Source organism: Viridibacillus sp. FSL R5-0888 (assembly GCF_038009105.1).
GTDB lineage: Bacteria > Bacillota > Bacilli > Bacillales_A > Planococcaceae > Viridibacillus > Viridibacillus arenosi.
Window position 1 is genome coordinate 925,414 of record NZ_JBBPAU010000001.1, and the last position, 13,281, is coordinate 938,694.

At 38.3% G+C, this 13,281-nt stretch carries 11 protein-coding genes; 9 read left to right on the forward strand and 2 right to left on the reverse strand.

Annotation, left to right across the window (positions count from 1 at the left end):
* Positions 1-50 precede the first annotated feature (50 nt).
* The 6 genes from MKY02_RS04620 to MKY02_RS04645 all read left to right on the forward strand — a co-directional run bounded on the left by MKY02_RS04620 (position 51) and on the right by MKY02_RS04645 (position 7,317).
* Positions 51-821 (forward strand): 3-hydroxyacyl-CoA dehydrogenase, encoded by a 771-nt coding sequence (locus MKY02_RS04620; protein ID WP_340710707.1) that lies wholly within the window; start codon positions 51-53, stop codon positions 819-821.
* Between the two features lie 101 nt (positions 822-922).
* Entirely contained in the window at positions 923-2,446 is a 1,524-nt protein-coding gene (locus MKY02_RS04625; protein ID WP_038188006.1) for a long-chain-fatty-acid--CoA ligase, read from the forward strand.
* A 121-nt stretch (positions 2,447-2,567) separates the two neighbouring features.
* Complete coding sequence (locus MKY02_RS04630) at positions 2,568-4,145, forward strand: long-chain-fatty-acid--CoA ligase (protein WP_340710709.1); 1,578 nt, start codon at positions 2,568-2,570, stop codon at positions 4,143-4,145.
* Between the two features lie 55 nt (positions 4,146-4,200).
* Entirely contained in the window at positions 4,201-4,980 is a 780-nt protein-coding gene (locus MKY02_RS04635; RefSeq protein ID WP_168170702.1) for an enoyl-CoA hydratase/isomerase family protein, read from the forward strand.
* A 24-nt stretch (positions 4,981-5,004) separates the two neighbouring features.
* Positions 5,005-6,156 carry a thiolase family protein gene (locus MKY02_RS04640; RefSeq protein ID WP_038187981.1) on the forward strand — a complete coding sequence of 384 codons (1,152 nt, stop codon included), beginning with the start codon at positions 5,005-5,007 and terminating at the stop codon, positions 6,154-6,156.
* A 12-nt stretch (positions 6,157-6,168) separates the two neighbouring features.
* A complete protein-coding gene (locus MKY02_RS04645; protein ID WP_340710713.1) occupies positions 6,169-7,317 on the forward strand; it encodes an acyl-CoA dehydrogenase family protein in 1,149 nt (382 codons plus the stop codon).
* 132 nt (positions 7,318-7,449) lie between these two features.
* On the opposite strand, the gene MKY02_RS04650 is transcribed toward MKY02_RS04645, so the two are convergent.
* Complete coding sequence (locus MKY02_RS04650) at positions 7,450-8,703, reverse strand: BaiN/RdsA family NAD(P)/FAD-dependent oxidoreductase (RefSeq protein WP_038187974.1); 1,254 nt, start codon at positions 8,701-8,703, stop codon at positions 7,450-7,452.
* Between the two features lie 125 nt (positions 8,704-8,828).
* Between MKY02_RS04650 and MKY02_RS04655 the strand changes: the two genes are divergently transcribed.
* Both MKY02_RS04655 and MKY02_RS04660 read left to right on the forward strand, forming a co-directional pair.
* Positions 8,829-10,436: a putative polysaccharide biosynthesis protein gene (locus MKY02_RS04655; RefSeq protein ID WP_038187970.1), complete on the forward strand. Its 1,608-nt coding sequence runs from the start codon at positions 8,829-8,831 to the stop codon at positions 10,434-10,436.
* Between the two features lie 9 nt (positions 10,437-10,445).
* Positions 10,446-11,153 (forward strand): pseudouridine synthase, encoded by a 708-nt coding sequence (locus tag MKY02_RS04660; RefSeq protein ID WP_340710716.1) that lies wholly within the window; start codon positions 10,446-10,448, stop codon positions 11,151-11,153.
* Between the two features lie 170 nt (positions 11,154-11,323).
* Here the strand turns inward: MKY02_RS04660 and MKY02_RS04665 are convergent, their stop codons facing one another.
* A complete protein-coding gene (locus tag MKY02_RS04665) occupies positions 11,324-11,545 on the reverse strand; it encodes a DeoR family transcriptional regulator (RefSeq protein WP_038187960.1) in 222 nt (73 codons plus the stop codon).
* Positions 11,546-11,888: 343 nt separating this feature from the next.
* Here MKY02_RS04665 and pepV point away from each other — a divergent pair, with 343 nt between their 5' ends.
* Complete coding sequence (pepV, locus tag MKY02_RS04670; RefSeq protein ID WP_038187955.1) at positions 11,889-13,280, forward strand: dipeptidase PepV; 1,392 nt, start codon at positions 11,889-11,891, stop codon at positions 13,278-13,280.
* The last annotated feature ends 1 nt before the right edge of the window (position 13,281 follow it).

Below are 13,281 nucleotides of genomic sequence, written 5' to 3' on the forward strand. Positions count from 1 at the left end.
ATCGGTGAAGGCAGCAAATTTTGATCAATAAAAGAATTGGAGTGGAGAACATGAATATAAAAGATAAAGTAGCAATTGTTACAGGTGGAGCTTCTGGTTTAGGACTTGGTACGGTTACAAGTTTAGTAGAAAGAGGAGCAAAAGTAGTCATTTTTGATTTGAATGAAGAAAAAGCACAACAGGCTTGTGAACAATTGGGTGAAAACGTTGTTTACGCGCTTGTAAATGTTATGGACGATGCATCTGTACAGGCTGGAATTGTGAAAGTCATTGAGACATTTGGAGGGGTGCATATTTGTGTGAACTGCGCAGGTGTCGGAACTCCTCAAAAGACATTAGGCCGTTCTGGAGCAATGCCTTTAGAAAACTTTAAACAAGTGATAGATATCAATTTGAATGGGACTTTTAATGTACTGAGATTAGCAGCGACAGAAATGGCGAAAAATGAACCTCTTACAGATGCAGGCGAACGTGGGATTATTATTAACACGGCATCAGTAGCTGCTTTTGACGGGCAAATGGGGCAGGCAGCTTATGGTGCAAGTAAAGCTGGAGTCGCAGGAATGACTTTGCCAGTTGCGCGCGACCTATCTTCTTTTGGCATTCGTATTAATACGATTGCGCCTGGTTTGTTCCGTACACCAATGGCAGAGACCTTGTCAGAAAAAGTGGTTGAGAAATTGGAAAGCATGGTCGAGTTTCCAAAACGTCTTGGAAAACCGACTGAATACGCATCATTGGTACTATTCATGATTGAAAATGAGTATATAAACGGTGAAGTGATTCGTCTAGATGGTGGAATTCGAATGTCACCACGTTAAGCGATGAATCAGTAGGAACAGAGCGGACATCATTGCCTTATCTCATAATGACTAATCAAATTTCTGAATGTTCAATTATATTGTATTGGAGGATTTAATAGATGAACATTGTAAATATTTTAGCGCAAAATGCCGTAAGACACCCGCATAAAATGGCAGTTGTTTATGAAGACCGTTCATATACTTATGGCGAGTTTAATGAAACTGTGAACCGCTTTGCCAACGGTTTACTTGACTTAGGAGTGAACAAGGGAGAAAAAGTGGCTCTTATGATGAAAAACTCCGATTTTTTCGCTATTTCTTATTATGCATGCGCCAAAATAGGGGCAGTCATTGTGCCGATGAATTTTCGGTTAGTTGAAAGAGAAGCGAATTACATCTTGAATCAGTCTGACAGTGTCCTTGTCATTTGTGATCAAGACTATGAAGAGTTAATTCAAGCATCTAAAAATGGCATCCCTGCTATCCGCCAAGTGATTACTGTTGAAACGCCAAGCATCGAAGGAAACTTGTCAATTGAAGCTATCTTATCTAAGGATACTTCTGAGCCATCTATTGAAATTAACGGTACGGACGACCTTCATATTTTGTATACTTCAGGAACTACGGGTAATCCAAAGGGTGCACTATTTGACCATCAACGTGTGACAAATGTAAATGTGGGGATGATTGGAACGTTTGGTTACAACGCGCAGGAAAAATTTATTCATATTGCACCGTTATATCATGCGGCGCAGCTAGTAATATGTTTAACAAGTAGTTTTTTCGTAGGTGGATTTAACGTGATACACCGAGAATTTAACCCTGCAGCTATATTTAGAGACATTGAGAAATATAAAATCACGAACTTTTTCGCAGTTCCAACAATGTATAAATTAATGCTTGAATATACGGATAAAGATCAATATGATGTTTCATCTATAAACCGTTTTTCTTATGGTGCAGCACCTATGTCTGCTGAACAAGTCAATCAATGTATCAAATTTTTCAAAACGCATAATTTTTACAGCTTATGTGGATTAACAGAGGGAGGTCCTACAGGTGTTTTCTTATCTCCGGAGGAACATAAGACAAAAGTTGGGTCAGCTGGTAAGGACGGCTTGTTGTTAACGGAAGTGAAAGTCGTTGCACCTAATGGACTTGAAACAAAGGCAGGTGAAGTTGGAGAACTTATTCTTAAAGGTAGTACGATTATGAAAGAATATTATAAAAAGCCTAAGGAAACGGCAAGCACGTTAAGAGATGGTTGGTTATACACCGGGGATTTAGGCGTAAAAGATGACGAAGGATACATTTCTATAGTTGATAGAAGTAAAGACATGATTATTTCAGGTGGAGAAAATGTCTACTCTGTTGAGGTTGAGAACGTGTTAAGCGCACATCCACAAATTGCAGATATCGCAATCATTGGAACACCCGATCCGCAGTGGGGAGAAGTCGTGACGGCTGTTATTGTACAAAAAAATGGAGAGACGATAGATCTTGTAGAGTTGGAAGCTTATTGTAGAAAGAATTTATCGGGTTATAAAATTCCAAGAAAAGTGCTATTTGAAAACGAATTGCCTCGCAATACTTCTGGGAAATTGATGAAGTTTCAACTGCGAGAGACAGTTAAAAGTAATTAATGAATAAATAACTATATAAATTGAGTATAGGCGCCTATCAAGTGGCAGCCGGAGCGGATTTGAAGGGACTCTTTTTTTCAACAATTAGATGTTAAAAAAACTTATACCGAGGTGAAAGATAATGATTCTAACAAAAAGTCTACTTAGTACGGTTAGAAATTGTCCAGAGAAACTGGCTGTTGTCGACGGGCATCATCGATATAGTTATAAGGAATTAGAGGGACGGACTGCGAAACTGAAAGAATCTCTAAAAAAATTGGGCGTGAAAAAAGGAGAGCGTATCGCCTTACTTCTGCTGAACGATTTTCGCTATCTTGAATTGATATACGGTATAACAGCAATGGGCGGAATCGTTGTGCCGCTGAATACGCGTTTTAGTTTAGAAGAGAACGCCTATGTACTAAATGATGCAGGGGTAGAGATTTTATACGTCAACAAAGAATTTTTACCTATTGTTGACGAGCTGAAAAAGCGAGTATCTGGTATCAAACATGTAATTTTGTCTGAAAATCGAGATGCCTCAGAGCTAAATGAGTACTTAGATATACTCTCGTATGAGGTCTTGCTTGATGAGGAGTCCGTAGAAGAGCTTGTCTACGAAGACGTACAGGAAGAGGATGTAGCTGGTTTGTTCTATACAGGAGGGACAACTGGACGCTCCAAAGGCGTCATGTTAACACATAAAAATTTGCTGTCAAATGCACTTCATGTTGCTTTGAATTTTGAATATATGGAAAGTGATATTTATCTGCATGCGGCACCTATGTTTCATCTTGCGGACCAAGCATCTACTTTTGCGGTAACGTTAGCCGGAGGAGCACACACGGTGGTGCGCCAGTTTACACCGAAAGATGTATTGCATGTCATCGAAAAAGAACAGGTGACAGCTGTTATGTTAGTGCCCACGATGGTTAATATGCTACTTCATTCAGCAGATTTCGAGAAATATGATACGTCTTCACTTAGGTTAATGTTATATGGTGCTTCACCTATGGTTACGGGACTATTAAAAAAAACCATGACAATGTTGCCTAACGCGCAGTTGTTTCAGGCATATGGCATGACCGAGGCATCTCCGGTTCTGACTCTCTTGAAGCCGAAAGATCATATTATTAATGGGACGAAGGAAGAGGAAAAGCGTCTTGCTTCATGTGGGAAACCTGTTCAGTTCATCGAAATGAAGGTAGTGGATGACGAAGGTAATGAGGTACCAATTGGTCAAGTGGGCGAATTTATCGCAAGGGGTCCCAATGTCATGAAGGGCTATTGGAATTTGCCTGAGGAAACGTCGCAAGCTCTTCGGAATGGATGGTATTTTACTGGAGACATGGGATATAAAGAAGAAAAAGGATTTTTCTATGTAGTTGACCGAGCAAAAGACATGATTATTACGGGTGGAGAAAATGTGTATTCAGTGGAAGTAGAGCAAGCACTATCAAGCCATCCGGCTGTGTTAGAATGCGCGGTATTTGGTGTACCTCACGAGCAGTGGGGAGAAGTTGTCAGAGCTGCTGTTGTATTAAAACAAGATACTGTTGCGACAGAAGAGGAGATTCTTACTTCCATTCGTCCAATAGTTTCAAATTATAAAGTACCAAAATCAATTGAATTTCTATCGGAGTTGCCAAAAAGCGGAGCAGGTAAAATATTGAAGCGCGTGATACGTGATGAATATTTAAATCAACAAACTACAACATGACTCAGTATGGTAAACGTGTCTTAGCATTAGACCTCGTTAAAGGAGGAACAATTTGGTGTCTACAGTTATTACTAGATTTAAAGATGGGGTTTATGAAATTGAGTTAAATCGGCCAGATCAGTTAAACGCTGTAAATTATGAATTAGTATCAGATTTAGCCGCAGCGGTAACGGAGGCAAAAAATGATCAGAATATACGAGCAGTCTTACTATATGGAAACGGAAGGGGTTTCTGTTCGGGTGGTGATTTGAAAGACTTTGGAATCGACACCACTGATACAGTTGCAGTTAAAGAGTTTTTGCAAAAAGGGCATGAGGCAATTACGGGTATTTATAATATGGAAAAGCCTGTTGTTGCAGCGATTCATGGTCCAGCAGTTGGAGCAGGGTGTAATATTGCTTTTTGCTGTGATTTGATCGTTGCGGATGAAAGTGCCATATTTTCAGAGATTTTCGCAAAAGTAGGAGCAATCCCTGATATGGGGGGATTATATTTCCTTCCACAAAAGATTGGCATGCATAAAGCCGCGGAATTAGTGTTCACTGGCAAAAAAATAACGGCCCATGAAGCGCTGGAATATGGCTTGATCAACGAAGTTGTTGCAGATGGAACAGCTGTGAAAAAAGGTAGAGCACTTGCAGTTTCATTGGCAGAAGGTCCTACAAAGTCATTTGGTATTGCTAAAAGAATCATGCATCAAGCTACACACGTATCCTTGGAAAATATTTTAGAAATGGAAGCATATGGCCAATCTATTGTGTTTCAAACAAGAGATTTCAGAGAAGGAAAAGCAGCTTTTGTAGAAAAACGAAAAGCTGAGTTTCTTGGTTATTAATAAATAGAAAAGGTGGGGTTTGAAATGACAGAAGTTGTAATTGTAGATGGAGTACGGACAGCGGTAGGCAGAAGAAAGGGGTTTCTATCTGGCTATAGATCAGACGAGCTGGCAGCAGTTTTGCTTGATGAACTTGTGAAACGTACAGGTATAAAAAAAGCTGAAGTCGATGATGTTATTTTAGGGTGCGTAACACAATCAGGGGAACAAGCTGGTAATATTGCGCGAACAGCGGCACTAATTGCTGGGTTCCCAATTCACGTGCCGGGTGTCACGATTGATCGACAATGTGGGTCAAGCCAGCAGGCAGTTCATTTTGCTTCACAAGCTATTGCTTCAGGCGATATGGATATCGTCATTGCTGGAGGAGTAGAAAGTATGTCACGAGAACCTATGTTTTCGAATATAAGAGAAGCAAAACCAAGCGAGAAATTAACTGCAAAATACGAGATTATAAATCAGGGATTGTCCTCGGAACGAATGGTTGAAAAATGGAATTTAACACGTGAGGAGCTTGATCAATATTCATCAGAAAGTCATAAAAAAGCATTTGAGGCAATAGAAAATGGGCATTTTACAAAAGAAATTGTGCCGGTAGATGTTCAATTAGAAAATGGAGATACAAAGAGTTTTGCGATTGATGAAGGGCCTCGTGAAGGGTCTACTGTGGAAGTTTTAGGTGAGTTGAAGACTGTTTTTGATGAGAATGGAACTATCACTGCAGGTAATGCAAGTCAGATGAGTGATGGAGCTTCAGCTGTTCTTCTGATGTCTCGCGAAAAAGCAGATATGCTTGGTTTGAAGCCAAAAGCCCGTATAGTTGCTAGAAGTGTTACAGGATCAGATCCAACACTAATGTTAACTGGACCAATTGAGGCGACCAAGAAAGTGCTTTTAAAAGCAGGTCTTACAATAGATGAAATAGACACATATGAAGTAAACGAAGCATTTGCGCAAGTTCCATTAGTTTGGTTGAAAGAGGTAGGTGCCAACCCTGAAAAGTTAAATCCTGATGGTGGGGCAATTGCACTTGGTCATCCATTAGGAGCTACTGGAACGAAGCTTTTAGTGACTTTAATGAATCGATTAGAACGCACAGGTGGTCGCTACGGGTTACTTTCCATTTGTGAAGGAATGGGTATGGCAAATGCGACTATTATTGAACGTATAGAGTAAGGAGGGATATTTATGAAGAGATATAGATTTGAAACAGAAGAGCACGAGATGTTCAGAGAATCGCTTCGAAAGTTTCTACAAAAAGAAGCTGCACCTTTTTATGATACGTGGGAGAAAAATCGAATAATTCCAATTGCATTTTGGAAGAGTCTTGCTGAGATGGGCTTTCTATGTCCCCAAGTAGAAGAGGAATTTGGTGGTCTTGGTTTAGATTTTAGCTTTAATGTTATTATTTCAGAAGAGTTAGAACGTGTAGGAACTAGTTTAGTAGGAGTTGGCCTACATAATGATATTGTTGTTCCGTATATTGAGTCATTTGCTTCAAAGGAACAAAAAAAGCGGTGGTTGCCGAATTGTGTGACGGGCGATACTATTACGGCGATTGCAATGACAGAGCCAGGAACTGGATCAGACTTAGCAAATATTCAAACGACAGCTACACGAGAAGGTGATTATTATGTGTTGAATGGCCAAAAGACGTTTATTACAAATGGTATTAATGGAAATTTATTTGTTGTAGTTGTTAAAACAAATCCTCACGCTGAGCCAAAACATAGAGGTATTAGTTTAGTAGTTGTTGAAGAAGGAACACCTGGTTTTACTAAAGGTCGTAAATTAGATAAGGTCGGACTTCATGCACAAGACACAGCTGAATTATATTTTGAAGATTGTAGAGTCCCTGTAAGTAATTTATTAGGTGAAGAAGGGAGAGGTTTTAGTTATCTAATGGAAAAACTGCAGCAAGAAAGACTAGTTGTTGCTATTTCAGCACAAATAGCTGCAGAGGATATGTTGGAGACAACTTTGGAGTATATAAAGTCACGTAAAGCCTTTGGAAAATCAATATCATCTTTCCAAAACACACAATTTAAAATTGCTGAGATTGCGACAAAAATTGAACTAGGAAAATCATTCCTCGATGCTCTTATTGAAGATCATATAGCTGGAAAAGATATTGTTACAAAAGTATCGATGGCGAAATACTGGTTAACAGAATCTGCTCGGCAAATCTCCAGTGATTGTATGCAATTACATGGCGGATATGGTTATATGGAGGAGTATAAGATTGCTAGAAGATATCGAGATATACCTGTCGCATCTGTATATGCAGGAACAAATGAAATTATGAAAGTAATCATTGCTAAAAATTTAGGTTTGTAAAGTCTATACTTATTCTTTTCCATAAAAAAGCGATTTATAAAAAATTCGTATAAATAACATAAAAAGCCATTATTTCGTGTGAAATCGAAATAATGGCTTTAATAATGGAAGAATAAAAAAATTGGAGCTAGTTCATAATTGAGCAGCACTCATACCAGCAATTCGCCCAGTTACAAGTGCAGAAGTAATATTGTATCCGCCTGTATATCCATGGACATCTAAAATTTCACCACAGAAATAAAGACCGGTTTTCTTTTTGGAAGCCATTGTTTTAGGTTCAATCTCTTTTACTGAAACGCCACCACCAGTAACGAAAGCTTTTTCTAATGGTTGTGTACCATTCACAGTCATTTCAAATGAGACCAATTCTTTTGCAAATAAACGTGTTTTTTCTGCTGCAAGATCAGCTCCAATAGATTGTGGATCTAGACCAGCACGCTCAAGTAGGAATAATAGCCAGCGCTCAAGTACAATACCTTTCCACACGTTTTTTAATGCTTTTTTCGGCTCATCTTTTGCCAGTTTAAAGAGCATTTGGAATGCAGATTCTTCGTTGTAATCCATTAATGATTGAATGCGTATAGTAACTGGGTTACCACCGTTTTTCTTCATTTCTTTTACGACGAATTGGCTACAGCGTAAAATGGCAGGTCCACTTAAACCGAAGTGGGTAAAAAGCATGTCCATTTGATGTGTTACTAAAGGTTTGCCTTTTTTGTTTAGCACGGAAACAGCTACATCACGTAATGCTAATCCTTGTAGTTCGCGAAGGCGGATGAAGTTTTCGTTTGAAAGTAGAGGAACTTCTGTTGGATAGAGATCTGTTACAGTATGACCGGCCTTCTCAGCCCAAGGATAGCCATCCCCTGTCGAACCTGTTTGTGGTACAGCTTTACCACCAACTGCTACTACGACTGCATTTGAAAGTATTTCTTCACCATTTGCTAAGCGTACGCCTAGAATTTTGTTCTCATCCATTAATAATTTATTAACGGTTGTACTTAATCGAACATCTACTTTTAAGCGATGTAATTCGTTAATCATAGCATCTACAACGTCTTGCGCACGATTGGAGACAGGGAACATACGCCCATGATCTTCTTCTTTTAGAGCGACGCCTAAGCCTTCAAAAAAGGCAATGATATCTTCGTTGTTATAAACAGTAAAAGGGCTGTATAAGAATCGACCATTTCCTGGAATATGTTTGACGATTTCTTCAACAGGTAGGCGATTTGTGACATTACAGCGACCGCCTCCTGAGATAGCTAATTTCTTACCTAATTTTGTTCCTTTTTCAAGCAGTAATACTTTTTTTCTTTCAGTGCCAGCAGCGATTGCGGCCATTAGGCCCGAGGGACCCCCACCGATTATTATGACGTCATACATATATGTGAACTCACTTTCTTTTTTTATTTATTATACATGATTTAAATAAACTATTTGAGTAATTGTTCTTTGAGTTGTAAACTATCATTTAGGTTCATTAGATTTACGAAGAATGGAAGGGTTGTATGTCATCATTAATGAAAAGCACTGCCATTTTGACCATTGGCATGTTTTTATCGAAATTACTTGGCCTCGTTTACGTATTCCCGTTTTACGCCATCATAGGGCAAGAAAATGTTGCGTTATATTCGTATGCCTACATTCCATATACAATAATGCTTTCGGTGGCGATTTCAGGCGCACCAATTGCAGTTTCAAAATTTGTATCGAAATACAATAGTATAGGTGATTATGAGTCAGGGCGAAAACTTGTGAAGTCTGGTTTAATCATCATGACAATCACTGGTTTTTTATCCTTTTTAGTCCTTTATTTATTAGCAACGCCGATTGCACATTTAGTTATTAAAGATGAAGAGCAAGTTTTTTCTGTTGCTCAAATAGCATCAGTTATTCGCTGGGTTAGTTTCGCGCTTATTGTTGTACCATTTATGAGTTTAGTTCGTGGTTTTTTCCAAGGTTATGACCATATGAAACCAACTGCTATTTCACAATTGATTGAGCAAATTGTGCGTATTATTGCGCTATTAATAGGATCTTTTTTAATAGTGAAAGTATTTGGAGGATTAGCAGAGACAGCTATTTCATTTGCGGTGTTTTCTGCATTTATCGGAGCACTGGGAGGACTATTGATTCTCTATTATTATTGGAAACGATTAAAACCGGAGTTTGATTTGAAGCTTTCTCAAAGTGTTTCTTCTGGTAAGTTATCGTATAAAGAAATTTATTCCGAAGTCATTCGTTATTCCATTCCATTTGTATTTGTTGGGGTGGCAAACCCACTATTCCAGTTAGTTGATATGCTAACATTTAATACAGCTATGGGGAACATTGGTTTATCGAGTGTAACGGATTTATATTTGAGTATGCTGAATTTTACAACGCATAAAATTGTTATTATTCCAGTCATGCTTGCAACAGGTTTTTCGATGGCTTTAATACCAACAATTACAAAGTATTTCACAAACAGAGAGCATACACAACTTATTCAAGCGATGGATAAAACGTATCAAATTTTATTATTTGTCACTTTACCAGCTGTAGTTGGAATCTCTATACTGTCTAAAGATATTTATCATTTGTTATATTCAAATGATGCAATGGGTGCGAGTATTTTAGCAGCATACGCACCAGTAGCGATTTTATTTGCCTTTTTCCAAGTGACAGCAGCCTTATTACAAGGAATCGATTATCAAAAGTGGATTGTCTTCAGTTTATTAACAGGGATATTAGTAAAACTTATCGTCAATATACCACTGATTGAAGCATTCCAAGCAAAAGGTGCAATCATAGCGACAGCGATTGGCTATACTGTATCAATCGGCATCAATATGGTCGTCCTGAAAAAAGCGTTAAATTACAAATCATTTGTTGTTATTAGACGATCAATCTTAATCACCCTTTTAACTGCCATAATGGCTGCTACTGTTATCATCGTCCATAAATTATTATTGTTAATGGGTGTAGCAGAAACTAAATGGCAAGCACTACTATACTTAACGATTTGTGCAACAGTTGGAATTGTTGTATACGGATATTGTTCTCTAAGAGTGGGCCTAGCCCAAAAATTATTAGGGGAACGAATTACAAGAATTTCACGCAAGCTTGGCATGTAGGAGGAAAAAATGCGCTTAGATAAATTACTATCCAATATGGGCTACGGCTCGCGTAAAGAAGTTAAACAGTTACTGAAAATGAAAGCAGTAACTGTTGACGGCGAAGTAGCAAAAGATGTATCAAAACATGTAGACCCTGTAAAACAAAATGTGTCAGTATTAGGAGAGCGTGTGCATTATCAAGAATTCATTTATTTAATGATGCACAAGCCACCTGGTGTTATTTCAGCAACAGAAGACTTGCATGATCAGACGGTTATCGATTTACTAGACCCCTTTCATGCACATTTTGAACCGTTCCCTGTAGGACGTTTAGATAAAAATACAGAAGGTTTACTGTTGATCACAAATGATGGTGGATTGACACATAATTTATTGTCACCGAAAAAGCATGTTCCAAAAGTGTATTATGCGCAAATTGATGGTGAAGTAACTGAGGCGGATATTGAAGCATTTTCTAGAGGAGTAATGCTAGAAGATGGCTATATGACAAAACCTGGCGAACTAGTTATATTAAATGCTGGTCCTACATCTGAAATTGAATTGACAATTTCAGAAGGAAAATTTCATCAGGTGAAGCGTATGTTTGAGTCGGTTGGGAAAAAAGTGACGTATTTAAAGCGTCTTTCAATGGGGTCATTAAAATTAGATGAGCAATTAGAACTTGGTGAATACCGCGAGTTAACTGAGGAAGAATTAAATAACCTAAAATCTTAAAACAAAAAGAATGACCAAGCGACGCAGCATGGTCATTCTTTTTTTACATGTAATTAATTTAGTAGTAATTTTGAAAAGACGTTTTTGCGATCAGCATGATAAATCTAAATAAAGGCAAATGTTAACGTCTTGTTCAACGAAAAGCGTGAGATCTAACTCGTCGAATGGTTCTATGATGTCATTTTCACTTTTTTACGCGTCGTTGTCCAGTTACCTCGACTTGGGCTTTCCACCAAGTCATTAAAGGCTAACACATTCAAATCTCTTTGAATGGTGCGAGGAGTGATGCCGAATTCATCGACTAAATCTTGCGTAGTTACAGTCCCATTGCTAAGAATGTACATATACACATCTTTAATACGATTGAGCATCCGATCAGTAGTTGGTTTCAAAGTTGAACCACTCCTTCATCTTAATTCTCATGGCAAAGACTAGCGGACGACAATATTTGCGAGGTATTTCAGGCTTTTTTTCTTTTGCCTTAGACATCCCCTTCTCTTAGTTGATCGTCAGAATATGATTATCTGACAATTCGATTATAACGAAAAACTTAATACTTTTCCAACATTTTGTTTGGATTTACAAAGTTGTAACAGTATGTTCATAGTTATATACGAATTATTTTATGGTTTAGTTGGAAAAATGTTCGTGTATTGCCAAGTGCTATGTTATTTCTATCATAGAAGTAAGTAACCGTGTAAAATGGATTTATGAAAAGTGTAAGGAGGAACGAATTTGAATTGGTTAAAACAAGCTCAAGAAAGACAAGACGAATTGATTAAAGAATTGCAGGAATTAGTACAAATTGAAAGTGTTTTAGATGAAACAACAATTACAGCAGAAGCACCATTTGGCGAAGGTCCATTAAAAGCTATGGAATGGTTATTACAAAAAGGTGAAGAGCAAGGGTTGACGGCAAAAAATATCGATAATATGGCAGGACATATTGAAATGGGACAAGGTGAAGAGCTAGTCGGAATTCTTTGTCATGTTGATGTAGTGCCTGCAGGTAGTGATTGGCAACACCCTCCATTTGGTGGTGTTGTAGAGGACGGCAAATTATTTGGACGAGGGGCAATTGACGATAAAGGTCCAACAATGGCTGCTTGGCTCGCTATGAAAATGGTGAAGGATGCAGGTGTTCAACTAGATCGTCGAGTAAGATTAATTATTGGATCTGATGAAGAAACTGGATTCCGTTGCGTAACTCGCTATTTTGAAAAAGAAGAAATGCCTACTTTAGGATTTGCCCCAGATGCTGATTTTCCAATTATTAATGCTGAAAAAGGGATTGCTGTATTAGTATTTAGCCAACAGCAAAAAATGGCTGAAAACGAACAATTAATTTCTTTCAAAGCTGGTCATCGTACGAATATGGTACCTGATTTTGCAGAAGCCAAAATTCAAATTGTATCTGCTGATTTTGAAGCAGCATTCCAAGCATATTTACAACAAGAGAGCTTACAAGGTGCGATTGAAAAGGTATCTAATGTGTTTACAGTATCAGTTAAAGGTAAGTCTGCTCACGCAATGGAGCCAAATGCTGGTGTGAATGCAGCAGTAAAATTAGCAGCATTTTTGAATACACAATTATCCACTTCAGGATCAAAAGAATTTGTACAGTTCTTAGTAACTTCATTTGGTGAAGAAACACGCGGTCATGCTTTAGGACTGGCTTTCAATGATGAGATGTCTGGTGATACTACACTTAACGCAGGCGTAGTATCATTTGAAGCGGGGAAAGGTGGAGAAGTACAAGTAAGTTTGCGCTATTCTGTCACATATCCATATGATGAAAAAATAACTGCCGCTCAACAACAGCTTGCTAAAAATGGATTTGCCTTAGATATAGCAGAAAACTCAGCTCCCCATTATGTAGATGAGAAAGAAGAGTTAATCCAGAAACTAATTAAAGTTTATGAGCGTAATACCGGGGAAAAAGCCGAGCTATTATCAATTGGTGGCGGTACTTACGCACGTGAATTAAAAACAGGTGTAGCTTTTGGTATGTTATTCCCAGGTGAGCCTGATATCGCGCACCAGGCAGATGAGTTTGTTGTAGTTGAAAACTTAGTGAAGGCTGCTGCTATTTATGCAGATGCCATTGTCGAACTAGCAACTAAATAAG

Coding starts and splice junctions, on each gene's coding strand:
- MKY02_RS04625 (WP_038188006.1), top strand. CDS start 923: ATGAACATTGTAAATATTTTAGCGCAAAATGCCGTAAGACACCCGCAT.
- MKY02_RS04645 (WP_340710713.1), top strand. CDS start 6,169: ATGAAGAGATATAGATTTGAAACAGAAGAGCACGAGATGTTCAGAGAA.
- MKY02_RS04630 (WP_340710709.1), top strand. CDS start 2,568: ATGATTCTAACAAAAAGTCTACTTAGTACGGTTAGAAATTGTCCAGAG.
- MKY02_RS04655 (WP_038187970.1), top strand. CDS start 8,829: ATGTCATCATTAATGAAAAGCACTGCCATTTTGACCATTGGCATGTTT.
- MKY02_RS04620 (WP_340710707.1), top strand. CDS start 51: ATGAATATAAAAGATAAAGTAGCAATTGTTACAGGTGGAGCTTCTGGT.
- MKY02_RS04640 (WP_038187981.1), top strand. CDS start 5,005: ATGACAGAAGTTGTAATTGTAGATGGAGTACGGACAGCGGTAGGCAGA.
- MKY02_RS04650 (WP_038187974.1), bottom strand. CDS start 8,703: ATGTATGACGTCATAATAATCGGTGGGGGTCCCTCGGGCCTAATGGCC.
- MKY02_RS04660 (WP_340710716.1), top strand. CDS start 10,446: ATGCGCTTAGATAAATTACTATCCAATATGGGCTACGGCTCGCGTAAA.